We start from the raw sequence: 12,782 nt of genomic DNA on the forward strand, positions 1-12,782 counted from the left end.
AATTAATATGCTTTCGCAAACAACACCCGTTTGTTTGAAGGCTTTCCGGTGAAAATACAGATACCTTCTTCTTCCTTCGCATCCAAAGGAATACAGCGGATGGTTGCCTTGGTCTCTTCTTTCACCCGCTTCTCAGTTTCGACAGTACCGTCCCAATGGCAAGAAATAAAGCCGCCTTTGCTTTCCAGTACTTCCTTGAATTCTTCGTAAGAATTCACCTCCGTAATGTGGGCATCCCTGTAATCCAGTGCTTTTTGATAGATATTTTCCTGAATAGTTTCCAACAGCTGTTCGATAGTCGCAGCCAGTCCCGCTTGAGCCACAGTTTCCTTGGTCTGTGTATCACGGCGCGCCAGTTCAACAGTTCCATTCTGCATATCCCGGGTTCCGACGGCAACCCGCAACGGCACTCCTTTGAGTTCCCATTCCGCAAATTTAAAGCCCGGACGCTGGGTGTCTCGGTCATCGTATTTCACCGAAACATCCTTTCCTTTTAGCTCGGCGGTCAGCTGATGTACAAATACATCGATCTGGGCTTTTTCCTCCTCTGTTTTGAAGATCGGAACGATGACCACCTGAACTGGTGCTAATTTTGGAGGCAGCACCAGCCCCTGGTCGTCTGAATGGGCCATAATGAGTGCTCCCATAAGACGCGTCGAGACCCCCCAGGAAGTCGCCCATACATGTTCGAGTTTACCTTCTCTGGATGTAAATTTGACATCAAAAGCCTTGGCAAAATTCTGGCCTAGAAAATGAGATGTTCCGGCCTGTAAGGCTTTACCATCCTGCATCAGCGCTTCGATACAATAGGTATCCAGCGCACCAGCAAAACGCTCGTTTTCGGTTTTGCGCCCACGGACTACAGGCACAGCCAGAATGTTCTCGGCAAATGTGGCGTAGACCTCGAGCATGCGTTCGGTTTCCTCAATCGCTTCCTCCTTAGTGGCGTGTGCAGTGTGTCCTTCCTGCCATAAAAACTCCGCCGTGCGCAGGAAAAGACGCGTACGCATTTCCCAACGAACCACATTTGCCCATTGGTTGACCAAGATTGGCAGATCACGGTACGACTCGATCCAGCCACGGTAAGTATTCCATATGATGGTCTCAGAAGTAGGACGTACGATAAGCTCCTCTTCAAGTTTCGCTTCTTCGTCCACGACAATTTTTCCATTTCCATCGTTTTTCAGCCGATAGTGTGTTACGACAGCACATTCGGTAGCAAAACCTTCCACGTGCGCAGCCTCCTTCGAAAAAAAGGATTTCGGAATGAATAAAGGGAAGTAAGCGTTGCTATGACCTGTCTCTTTAAACCTCTTGTCCAGGATTGCCTGCATTCTTTCCCAGATCGCGTACCCGTATGGCTTGATCACCATGCATCCCCGTACAGCTGAATATTCCGCCAGATCAGCTTTGATCACAAGGTCATTGTACCATTGTGAATAGTCTTCTGCACGACTTGTAATTCCTTTACTCATATAAAATTGATAAAATATTGTAACATTATTACGTTAAATCTCGTCTGTATTCCTATCACGGAAAGCGTTCAATAAAAAATATTTGTATTTTTGATTACTTCGATTAAACCCCGTTGAGAAATTTGCGTCTAAGATAGTAAATAAGGCTGTATAATCGAAAATAACGATTTAGGATATTATGAAAAAAAATAGATTATTTATCGGAGCACTTGCCATGACAGGAGCATTTATGTTAGGTTCCTGCGGTACAAGTAGGCAAATCTATGGCGACGATGTCTATGGCAGTAGTGGACAGGCTAGACAGAAAGTCTACCAAAGTCCAGACTACTATTATACCGATGCGGATCAACAGGGAGGCCAGGCTGGCAGCGGATATTATGATGATGAATATTCAGATCAGGAGTATAACGATGATTCGTACGAAGATCTTGAATATGCCAATCGTATCAACCGCTTCTACTATGCGACACCGGGCATGACATACTTTGATCCATTCTTCGACCCTTGGTATGGCTATGGTCTTGGAGGCTGGTATGGTTATGGGCCATCCTTTGGTTTAGGCTGGGGATGGAATTCCGGCTGGGGCTCGTCCTGGTCCATTGGCTTTGGCTGGGGCTGGGGGGCTGGTTGGGGATCACCTTGGTACGGCTATAGACCTTGGGGAGGCTGGTACGGTGGTTACTGGGGTTCTGGCTGGTATGGCAACGGCTATTGGGGCGGCAGCTACTGGGGCGTATCCAGACCAAGATATGCATCTGTCCGGTCGTCTTATAGAGACAGTTATAATGTCCGCACCACCTCGGCAAGAACCCGTACCTCAGGAAGTTATGACCGCACTGGTGTAGCGCGTGATTCCAGAGGACGTATTACTTCAGTAACAGGTGCACGGACCCGCACCTCCAACGGTTCGGTGACACGTGGCGGTTCTTATGACAGAAGCAGCACACGTACAAGAACATCAGATGGTACAATAAGTAGAGGTTACAACGAAGGTAGCCGCAGCAGGACCTATGACAGATCCAATGGCGCTTACCCAAGCACAAGAAGCTCCATCGGAACTTCAAGGACCCGTACTGGTTCCGATGCTTATCGTCCAACAAGCCGGTCCATGGAGACAAGGACACGTTCGAGTTATCCAAACTCCACTTCGCGGCCATCCTATACGCCGCCAACCAGAAGCTATGATGCTGGACCAACTCGTTCCTCAGGCGGATTTTCCGGTGGCGGCAGCAGCAGATCGAGTGGCGGTTTCTCCGGTGGGGGCAGTACAAGGTCAAGCGGCGGACGTACACGCTAAGAACAAAAATGACTTACAGTAGCATACATGACAATGTGTGCTACTGCTTATTAAAGACGATATTTTAGCTTATGACAATCAGAAAATTACTTTTTGGAACTGCATTTTTAATGGGCGCAGCAGGAACAGCTCAAGCACAATATACGAAAGATGTACTCTTATTTTCCCAAGGGGATAATGGCGGTACCGCTCGTTTTAAGGCGATGGGAAACGCATCGACCGCATTGGGAGGCGATATTAGTTCAATCACCAGTAACCCCGCTGGCCTAGGATACTTTAACCAGTCGGACATTTCCGTCACTGGCCGCTACCTAAATAACAAAAACAAAACAGAATATTTCGGTCAAAATTCGAACAGCAGCAAAAATAATTTTAACTTAGACAATGCCGGGATCGTTTTCCACTTGCCCACCTACCGCAATGGGGGCAACCTGGACAAAGGCTGGCTGAATTTTAATGTCGGTATCGCTTATAACCGGAATTATGTATACAACAACCTGCTCGAATATCGGGGTGTCAATAATACGAGCTCAATCACGAACGCATACTCCGATCGCTTATCCAGTCCGGATGGTATGCGTGGCTGGGGGCAGGAATTATATAATAATTCCTTGCTTTTCGACGTGGATCCAAATAATGCAGGGCAGTATAGACCCATTTCTGTCGGAGGTCTTTATGATGGTAAACAGGGTTTTGACCAAGTAAACTCCATACTGGAAAAAGGAAGTAAGTCCGAGTCCGTATTATCCTTTGGCGCAAACTATAGCAATAAATTATACCTGGGAGCCGCTCTTGGTTTTACGGCTTTTACCTATGACAATTCAAGCTGGTACACCGAATACGGACAGACGATGACTGCTGAACAGCTGAAAAAGGTCAACCCCAGCTCTGACTTCTTAGACCCTAAAAATACCAACAAATATAAAATGCTCGGCGTGGACTATGAGCTATTTGACGATTACGTTCAAGCCAGTGACGGTACCGGAATAGACTTCAAATTGGGTATGATCTACAAGTTTACACCGACGTTTAGCATGGGATTCACGGCCAAAACACCAACCTTCATGAGTATCCGCGATGAATCTTACAGCAACTCCGAATTCCGTTACTTTAATAAAAATGAAAATACATCGTTCAAGGAGTATCGGACCAGTGATGACGCTGGATATAGCTATCTTGAGTATAACATGAATACGCCTTACCGACTTTCTTTGGGTGCAAGTCAGCTGTTCTCCAGAGGATTGCTCACCGCCGATGTCGAATGGGTTGACTATGGTGCTATGCGCTTCCGAGACGCCGGAACGAGCAATAAAGCGCTGGAAACAGCTATGAATCAGAATATCAAAGAGAACTACCAAGGCGCTTTTAATGCGCGCATCGGTGGCGAAATTCTGTTTGACAATGTGTTCAGTGGACGGGCTGGTTTTAATTATAGCGGCAATCCTTACAAAAATGCGGATTACACCAACTATACCGCTTCGCTGGGAATCGGCGCAAAACTGGGCCGCGGGATGTATATTGATCTGACGGGCGCTTATAATGCAGTCAATTACAAAGAAAAACCTTATCTTATCGCCGAAGATTATTGGAATACGGCCAGCCCTGCTGCAGATATCAAAAATCAACGTACCAATATTGTCCTGACAATTGGTTCGAAATTTTAAAACAGATTTAAAGAAAAACGTCCAGCATGTCTGGGCGTTTTTCTTTAAATCTGTTTTTTTAGCGGCATTATTCTAAAAGCTTTTAGTAAATTTGTCGCCTTGGTTGAATTTCACATGGCGAATCAGATAATTTCAAAAGCATTCAATGCGCTGTTTACCTATCCCATCTGGCGGATTGAAGTCGATGCTACCCATAGATTGATCGCTATAGAGACGCGAAACCCCGATGATACGTTTCCATATTTTAACGTCATTACCTTTGAGGGGGATCAGGTACTTCGGGACTTCCGAGGTATCAGCAAAGAATGGGTACTCGCTGGAATCCAATGCCAAAAACTAGTATTAAAAAAGATCTCTAGCCATTCACCTTCCGATGCCGGAATACAGGTCGTCGATTGTTACGATCCGACGCAGCAGGAAACCTGGTTTAACTATATTTTTCTTGGCATGGCCGACCAAAGGATTATTCTCCGGCCCAAAATGATTGAAGATGGTCTGCAACAGTTTTTGAACCTGAATACGATGACCATGGAAGCAAAAAACGACCGCAGCGTTAAACCATTTGACTCATCTATAGTCTATCCTGTAATCTACAACGGTAAAATACCTCAATTTTTAGCAGATTTCACCATGGATGATGAAGTCTGGATAAATGTATTGAATGATTATTTTATTTGGGCTTTCTATGAAAAAACTAATAACAATCACTTTCAGATCCGGATAGTACGGTCCACAAAAGATGAGCTGCTTGAGTCCGCAGTTGTCGTATCACAGCTATCTTTAAAATTTTTCAGTATCTATTTTATGGTAGGCAAACAAATATTCCTTTTGACAGACAATAAACGGGAGTTTGTTTCGTATTTAGTATAATTGCAAAATATATGAAAGTTTTATTCGAATTAAATACATATAAAAAGATAGCTATGCTATCGATGACTATGCTCGCTTTTCAACATCTTGAAGCGAAAAATTTCAGGTTTCCATCTTTGACAGCGGCACCCGATTCCATTGGAACTGACGTCATCAATGGTGAAGAGTACGTCCTGTTTAAAATAGAAAAAGGCGACAATTATTACCAGTTGAGCAAAAGGTACAGGACTACCGTCAGCCAGCTCACAAAGATCAACGGTAACGGTACATTGAGCATTGGCCAGATTGTCAAAGTACCGACAGGACGAAAGCCAGCTCCCGCCCGTAGCAAATCTCCAATGGACAATATCCCCCTTAATCCGCGTAATCCGCAGCAGGGTTTTACAGAATATATTGTCGGTGAGAAGGAAACGCTTTATGCTATTTCCAAGAGATTTAGCATCAGCGTGGAGGACATCAAAAAAGCCAACAATCTCAAGAATAATATTATCAGCGGCGGAATGAAATTGATGATTCCAAACGAACCGTTGCCACCCGAAAGACCCAAACTCGTGGAACCCAAAGGAATAGAGGTGGTCACACCAGATTCTACCGGTGAAGATGATAAAGAAGAAAATCAGATTACCACCAACCGATATGGCATACGCGAAAAGTCAGAGCGCGGAATCGGTGTATGGATTGAAGGTTTGTCATCTCAGGGCACAAGCAACTTGGCTTTACACAAAAGCGCTCCCGTGGGTACCATCCTGAAAATTACCAATCCGATGACCAAAAGTGTTACGTATGCTAAAGTAGTCGGAAAATTTAACGATAACGCCGAAAACCAAAATGCCATCGTCGTGTTATCCAAATCGGCAGCCGCAAGCATTGGGGCCCTGGACAAACGTTTTCAGGTAGAAATTGCTTATGGGCTACCCTTAGAAAATTAACTCAAATACTTAAACTAGCGCATACAGCAAAATAAGAATGGATAACAAACCGTATGTCATCGGGATTGCCGGAAGCAGTGGCTCGGGAAAAACATTTTTCTTAAATAGTTTTCTGAAGCACTTCAAAAAAGACCAGGTGACGTTGATTTCCCAGGACGATTATTATATTCCTGCAAATACAAAGACCCAAGAAGAGAACAAACTCTACAATTTTGATATTCCAACGTCAATAGACCGCGATGCCTTTTATAGAGACATCAAAGCGCTCTTTGACGGTGAGACAATATATAAAGAGGAATATACGTTTAATAATCCCGCACTCACTCCTAAGATACTGGAAATAAAGCCAGCCCCCATCCTGATTATTGAGGGACTGTTTATTTTTTATTATACAGAGATCAACGATCTGATTGACCACAAAATATTTTTAAGCGCCGATCAGGATATCGCCCTTCGAAGACGCCTGCACCGGGATCTGGTTGAACGCGGTTATTTTGAAGAGGATGTGATGTATAAGTGGGTGAATCATGTGCTTCCCTCCTATAACGAATATTTATTGCCGTATCAGGATTCCTGCGATCAAGTCATCTTTAATAACACAGATGAGCCTGAGCCTATCTGGGAGATCACGAACCAGATATCGGAAGAACTGAAATCGAAACTCCATATGGCATAACAGCAATCCCTAGGGCTTGTTTTAAGGATAAGCCCTGTGGATTTAAAAGCGCTGATTTATTGACATCAAGGTTTTAAATTCTTATCTTTGCGCCACGAAACAAATCCATCATAATGAACCATCCTGTAAAGATTAAAAATGCTTTGGTTTCAGTCTATTATAAAGACGGCCTCGCTCCTTTAGTTGAATTATTAAACAAATACGGTGTCACATTCTATTCTACTGGTGGGACAGAAACCTTTATCAAAGATTTAGGTATAAATGTTGTCCCTGTCGAAGACTTGACAAGCTATCCTTCGATTTTAGGAGGTCGTGTTAAGACCCTGCATCCCAAAGTATTCGGCGGAATCTTGGCACGTCGCCCGCTGGAGTCAGATCAGCAGCAGCTAGCTCAATATGAGATACCCGAAATCGACCTGGTTATTGTGGATTTGTATCCATTCGAAGAAACCGTAGCTTCAGGCGCACCAGAACAAGATATTATTGAAAAAATCGATATCGGAGGTATTTCGTTGATCCGTGCTGCAGCAAAGAATTTCAACGATGTCGTTATTATCTCTTCCAAAAATGATTATAAGGAACTGGAAGATATTTTGGCAAGCCAAGATGGAACTACTTCTTTGGAACAGCGTAAAGAATTTGCAAAACGGGCGTTCAACACCTCCTCTCATTATGACACAGCAATTTTCAGTTATTTTAATCAGGACAATCCACTAGACGTATTCAAACAGTCAGAGCAAAAGGCACAGGTCTTAAGATATGGCGAAAACCCGCATCAGAAAGGGGTCTTCTTTGGCGATCTGGACAAAATGTTTGACAAATTAAATGGCAAAGAACTCTCTTACAATAATCTTGTTGACGTAGATGCCGCAGTAGCTTTGATCGATGAGTTCGAAGCGCCTACCTTCGCTATTTTGAAACATACTAATGCTTGTGGTGTTGCCTCACGGCCGACAATTAAACAGGCCTGGATAGACGCTTTGGCTTGTGATCCGGTGTCCGCATTTGGTGGCGTCCTTATTACCAACGGACAGGTGGACAAAGAGACAGCAGAAGAAATCAATAAATTATTTTTTGAAGTATTGATCGCACCATCTTACACAGACGAAGCGATTGCTATACTGACTGCAAAGAAAAACAGAATAATCCTCGTCCGTAAAGATGTCAAGTTACCGGCACAGCAGTTCAAAACGTTATTGAATGGTGTCATTTTGCAGGATAAAGACCATACAGTAGAAGGCCCAGAACAAATGGTAGCCGTAACGACAATCAAACCTACAGCTGAACAACTTGAGGACCTATATTTTGCCAATAAAATTGTCAAACACACCAAATCCAATACGATCGTTTTTGCCAAAAACGGTACTTTGCTAGCCTCGGGAGTAGGACAGACATCCCGTGTTGATGCTCTTAAACAAGCTATTGAAAAGGCTGTTTCTTTTGGATTTGACCTTAAAGGCTGTTCTATGGCATCAGATGCTTTTTTCCCTTTCCCAGATTGTGTTGAAATCGCTTCTGAGGCAGGTATCGCTGCGGTATTGCAGCCCGGAGGTTCCATCAAAGATCAATTGTCCATCGATATGGCCAACGAAAAGGGAATTGCGATGGTTACCACAGGAGTTAGACATTTTAAACATTAAATCACACTAAAAAAGAGCTACTGATTGGACTATTAAGTAGCTCTTTTCGTTTCTGAATATATTATTCTGCATGGCTTTGAAGCAGCAATAGGCGATCCCGGTGGCAGTTGCTGCTGATGCAAAGCTAAGGGTTTAGTTTTGCTGTTTTGCAACCAATTTTTGCAGCTTATACCGCTCTATTTCTTCCGAAAGCTTTCGCATGGCATAAGCCACAATCGCAACATCATCAAGCCAGCCGCCAACCGCAATAAAATCTGGAATAGCGTCCACAGGGGAGATCACATATAGAATCGTCCCAATAATAATGGTCAAATTCCAGCTATTCATTTTATATTTACCGCTGAGTACATCTTTGCACATGGCAATCAGCAATTTAAAATCTCCCACGTAACTTCCCAGATTTTTTGCCTTTGATTCGGCCTGTAGCAATTCTGTTTCGGTTATCTTCCGATGTCTAAACTGCTCAAACAGTCCTTTGGCCATCTTTTTCATTCTGCTGTTCATAACTCAAAATTATCATATTTTTTTAAATAGCAAAGCCCGTGCCCTAATCACGACAATACCGTTTCAATCAACATGGTCCCATTAAACTCCCCTCAACTCCCCCCAAGTCCCTTAAAGCCCGTACAGTATCCGAGAACGGTTGGGGAACGATTCGGAACAGCGCCGTATCATCTCTGCAGTATCATCGGCCCTCCTCCGGCACTTCCTGTACCGTTCGCTGGCAGCGCTTCGGTACAATGACGAATCCACGTCAAAGGATAGTCGGAGTTATGCCAAACCTGTACCGCAGCAGTCCCAAAGCAATCTCGAAGGCCGCCCGAAGGTTTCCCGAAGCAACACCGAAGTCAGGCCAGACAGAGTTTAAGCTTTTGGCTACGAACAGTCTGTAACGCAGTTCGATAGGCTACGAGTGGATAGCGACACGCTCCGATATATACGAAGCCGAATCTGGTTGGCACAATTTTATTATTTTTGCATTTTGTTGTAGCAAAGTGTTACTTACCTCCGTATAATAGACAACACAAACGCAATGTGTTCATCGATTAACAAAAGTTTAATATTACACGATTATGAAAAACTATAGATTATTTAATTTTATTGCAATCGCAGTCGCAACATTCCTGCTATCCAGCTGTCTGAAAGATGATGATAATGATCAGTACATTCCAACTGGCGTATTCACCATGGTGAATGGCTATAGTGATGCCAACGCGGTAATCTATTATGCAGATGGGGGGTATATTCAACAACCTTACTATCCCTTAAATTTCAAAAGTTACAACCAAGTATTCCTATTTACCGGAACACGAAGAATCTCCATTTCATCGGAATATAACAACGTTTTGCTGGATACGACAATAACGATCAAGGACAGCACGCTGTACACGTCATTTGTGTACGGAAACAAAGAAAAACCAGCTCAGGTAATCACGACAGACCGTGTCAATAAAGATATAAAAAATACCGAGTCAGGCGTACGATTCTTCAACCTTGCGGAAGGCACTGATCAGGTAACCCTGCAAATAGGTGACCAAGCATCACCAGCGGAATGGTCCAATAGATCCAAAGAAACGCAGACTTCTGCAACTGCCCATCAAGGATTCATCGCACAAAAAAGCGGTACCTATACGCTGACGGTCAAAGATAAAACAGGTAAAAGCATTGCTACTCGAAAAGATGTGAAATTGATGGAAAATCACTACTATACATTAATTCTGATTGGTAAGGCGAACGATCAGAAAACACCGCTATACATTGGTGTGGTGTCCCCAGGAGCGAATTAAAGATCCCATTTTCTATATACTAAAAGACCATCCCGATATGAGGATGGTCTTTCTATTTATACGTCGTACATTTTTTGCTAATCGATTACAAGGAGTATCATGGCGTTTCCTTAGCTGGCACTTTCGAAACCACGTAAATATCCTCATTGTCTTTTTTCATTTTGTATTTCTCACGGGCAATACGTTGCACTTCCTGAGGATTTGACCGGATATCATTAATGGTTTTAATAATAGCTGCGTTTTCCTTTAAATAAAAGGATCGCTCACTTTCTAGATTCGATTTTTGCTTTTGATAGCTGTATTGCGTGGCAAAATCATTCCGGTCAAAGAACAACATCCAGACCAAAAAGGCCAACGTGGCTATCAAATACTTATTTCTTATTAAAGACCATAATCGTTGCATAGGACAAAAATACTATTTAGCTTTTATACTCACGATATTTTCTTCCAAAGTTAAACATCTTTAATAAAGATATGGAATAACGACATCAATTTCATCATATCATTAGATAATATTATCTTTAACTGTTCAAAACATCATTCCGCTGAACGTCCGTGCGCTGGGACACAGATAAACTGTTAGGGCCTGAAGATGTTGAACAAAAAACCCACTTACATATGAAATACTATCTTATTGCTGGCGAAACTTCAGGTGACCTTCATGGTGCCAACTTAATCAAAGCGTTGAAGGCTGAAGATCCGCACGCCACATTTCGCATTGTTGGCGGCGACTTGATGCAGGAAGCAAGCGGCGAAAAAGCATTGATACACACCGCCGAAATGGCTTTTATGGGTTTTGTTGAAGTATTGAAAAATCTTGGCAAAATCGCGAAAAACCTCAAAAGGGTCAAAAACGATCTGCTGCAGGAAAAGCCTGACACGGTTATATTGATCGACTTTCCGGGCTTCAATCTGAAGATTGCGGACTTTGCGAAAAAACATGGTATCAAGACCTGTTATTATATTTCTCCGAAAGTTTGGGCGTGGAACCAAAGCCGTGTAAAAAAAATCAAGAGGGTGGTCGATCACATGTTCTGCATATTACCCTTCGAAGTGGATTTCTATAATAAGTGGCGTATGCACGTGGATTATATTGGTAATCCGCTCTTTGATGCCGTAGCCAGCTATCGCTTCAATCCTGCTTTTAGGCAACTGAATGGCTTTGGAGACAAGCCAATCATTGCCCTATTGCCCGGCAGCCGTGAAATGGAGATTTCCAGGCTGCTACCCATTATGGCCGAGCTGCCTTACTTCTTTCCCGTCCACCAGTTTGTAATCGCTGGTGCACCAAATTTCGAGGAAGCTTATTATAAGCAATTTTTAAGAGGAATCGATATTCCTGTGGTTTTCAACCAAACGTATGATATTCTCAACAACGCTGAGGCCGCAGTAGTAACCAGTGGTACGGCCACGCTAGAAACCGGGATATTGAAAGTGCCCCAAGTAGTGGTATATAAAGCAAATGCACTTTCAGTACGTATAGCTAAACTCGTTATTAAAGTCAAATTCATCTCTCTGGTCAATCTGATCAATAACTTTTTGTCCGTCCGAGAACTTATACAGGAGGACTGCACGGCTTTTGACATTGCACATGAGCTAGGAGAACTGATCAACAATAAAGCGCACCGCGCAAGTGTCATGGAAAACTACGATATCCTCGCTGAGAAACTAGGTTCACCGGGAGCTTCAGAACGGGCTGCGAAATTAATTGTAAAATATTTAGTCAATAATTAAACCCTTTGGCACCTCAATTGTCAAAGTATTAAATAGTTACAAATAAGAACATAGTTATGAAACTGAACTTTGTTTTAGGTTTTCTTTTTCTTGTCTCCTTTACTTTTGTATGTAAAGCACAGGAAACACAGCATTTTTCCAAGCTCGAAATCGGAAAAAAAGCCAAAAAAAATATTGACAGCAGGGATTCCACTGCAATCATCCATATCGACACACTGATTATGAAGGATAAGGCGACGTTGTCATTTTACGGAAAGAAAGATGTAAAGCTCATCGTCGATTATGCAGAAATTGGTGACAAAGCCACACTATATGGCTCTGACGGTAAAAACAACGGCAGTAATTTTGACATAAAAGCTAATTTCCAGAAACTGGGCTCTTTATATATTATTGCTAAAGGGGATGATGCTTTCAATGGTACCAAGACTTTCCCAAACGGGAATGGCGGAAAAGTCAAGATAACATTAATGGAAGGCAGCCTGAAGCCGCAAACGACAGATAAAAAAGCTACAAATTATATTTACGCTGATGTTGTCGCTGGAGGAAGAGCCGTCAATGCGAACACCGATTTAAGAAATATTTACGATCGCATCAAAACAGCTCCGACAGGACTGAGAGGATTGCCACAGGGTCAGATCTACTCTGGCAGTGCGGGTAATGAGGGTTCTTTTGAGCTGATTTCGACACACACAGATAATTAATAAAACGCT

At 43.1% G+C, this 12,782-nt stretch carries 13 protein-coding genes; 10 read left to right on the plus strand and 3 right to left on the minus strand.

What is annotated here, in order from left to right:
• Positions 1–2 precede the first annotated feature (2 nt).
• Complete coding sequence (gene proS, locus FGL37_RS24300) at positions 3–1,475, minus strand: proline--tRNA ligase (RefSeq protein ID WP_028068534.1); 1,473 nt, start codon at positions 1,473–1,475, stop codon at positions 3–5.
• A 178-nt stretch (positions 1,476–1,653) separates the two neighbouring features.
• Between proS and FGL37_RS24305 the strand changes: the two genes are divergently transcribed.
• From FGL37_RS24305 to purH, 6 genes are all read left to right on the plus strand, one after another.
• Positions 1,654–2,772, plus strand: a complete 1,119-nt coding sequence (locus FGL37_RS24305; protein WP_037532157.1) for a hypothetical protein — start codon at positions 1,654–1,656, stop codon at positions 2,770–2,772.
• Positions 2,773–2,843: 71 nt separating this feature from the next.
• Positions 2,844–4,436, plus strand: coding sequence for an OmpP1/FadL family transporter (locus FGL37_RS24310; protein WP_028068536.1), 1,593 nt, complete (start codon positions 2,844–2,846; stop codon positions 4,434–4,436).
• Between the two features lie 114 nt (positions 4,437–4,550).
• Positions 4,551–5,306: a hypothetical protein gene (locus tag FGL37_RS24315; RefSeq protein ID WP_028068537.1), complete on the plus strand. Its 756-nt coding sequence runs from the start codon at positions 4,551–4,553 to the stop codon at positions 5,304–5,306.
• A gap of 11 nt (positions 5,307–5,317) precedes the next feature.
• A complete protein-coding gene (locus tag FGL37_RS24320) occupies positions 5,318–6,235 on the plus strand; it encodes a LysM peptidoglycan-binding domain-containing protein (protein WP_028068538.1) in 918 nt (305 codons plus the stop codon).
• Positions 6,236–6,272: 37 nt separating this feature from the next.
• Positions 6,273–6,911, plus strand: coding sequence for a uridine kinase family protein (locus tag FGL37_RS24325; RefSeq protein ID WP_028068539.1), 639 nt, complete (start codon positions 6,273–6,275; stop codon positions 6,909–6,911).
• 113 nt (positions 6,912–7,024) lie between these two features.
• The gene (gene purH, locus FGL37_RS24330; protein ID WP_028068540.1) at positions 7,025–8,551 is read left to right on the plus strand and encodes a bifunctional phosphoribosylaminoimidazolecarboxamide formyltransferase/IMP cyclohydrolase; all 1,527 of its coding nucleotides are present in this window, start codon (positions 7,025–7,027) and stop codon (positions 8,549–8,551) included.
• A gap of 132 nt (positions 8,552–8,683) precedes the next feature.
• Here purH and FGL37_RS24335 read toward each other — a convergent pair whose 3' ends face one another.
• Positions 8,684–9,055, minus strand: coding sequence for a YkvA family protein (locus tag FGL37_RS24335; RefSeq protein WP_028068541.1), 372 nt, complete (start codon positions 9,053–9,055; stop codon positions 8,684–8,686).
• A 139-nt stretch (positions 9,056–9,194) separates the two neighbouring features.
• On the opposite strand from FGL37_RS24335, the gene FGL37_RS24340 reads away from it, so the two are divergent.
• Together FGL37_RS24340 and FGL37_RS24345 are read left to right on the plus strand one after the other, a co-directional pair.
• Positions 9,195–9,419: a hypothetical protein gene (locus tag FGL37_RS24340; protein WP_138097068.1), complete on the plus strand. Its 225-nt coding sequence runs from the start codon at positions 9,195–9,197 to the stop codon at positions 9,417–9,419.
• Between the two features lie 205 nt (positions 9,420–9,624).
• Positions 9,625–10,338, plus strand: coding sequence for a DUF4397 domain-containing protein (locus tag FGL37_RS24345; protein ID WP_028068542.1), 714 nt, complete (start codon positions 9,625–9,627; stop codon positions 10,336–10,338).
• A gap of 97 nt (positions 10,339–10,435) precedes the next feature.
• On the opposite strand, the gene FGL37_RS24350 is transcribed toward FGL37_RS24345, so the two are convergent.
• Positions 10,436–10,741: an FtsB family cell division protein gene (locus tag FGL37_RS24350; protein WP_028068543.1), complete on the minus strand. Its 306-nt coding sequence runs from the start codon at positions 10,739–10,741 to the stop codon at positions 10,436–10,438.
• 215 nt (positions 10,742–10,956) lie between these two features.
• Between FGL37_RS24350 and lpxB the strand changes: the two genes are divergently transcribed.
• Together lpxB and FGL37_RS24360 are read left to right on the plus strand one after the other, a co-directional pair.
• Positions 10,957–12,072: a lipid-A-disaccharide synthase gene (gene lpxB / locus FGL37_RS24355; RefSeq protein ID WP_028068544.1), complete on the plus strand. Its 1,116-nt coding sequence runs from the start codon at positions 10,957–10,959 to the stop codon at positions 12,070–12,072.
• Positions 12,073–12,128: 56 nt separating this feature from the next.
• On the plus strand, positions 12,129–12,773 hold the full coding sequence (locus FGL37_RS24360) for a hypothetical protein (protein ID WP_028068545.1): 645 nt from the start codon (positions 12,129–12,131) through the stop codon (positions 12,771–12,773).
• The last annotated feature ends 9 nt before the right edge of the window (positions 12,774–12,782 follow it).

It is taken from the genome of Sphingobacterium thalpophilum (assembly GCF_901482695.1).
GTDB classification, from domain to species: Bacteria; Bacteroidota; Bacteroidia; order Sphingobacteriales; family Sphingobacteriaceae; genus Sphingobacterium; species Sphingobacterium thalpophilum.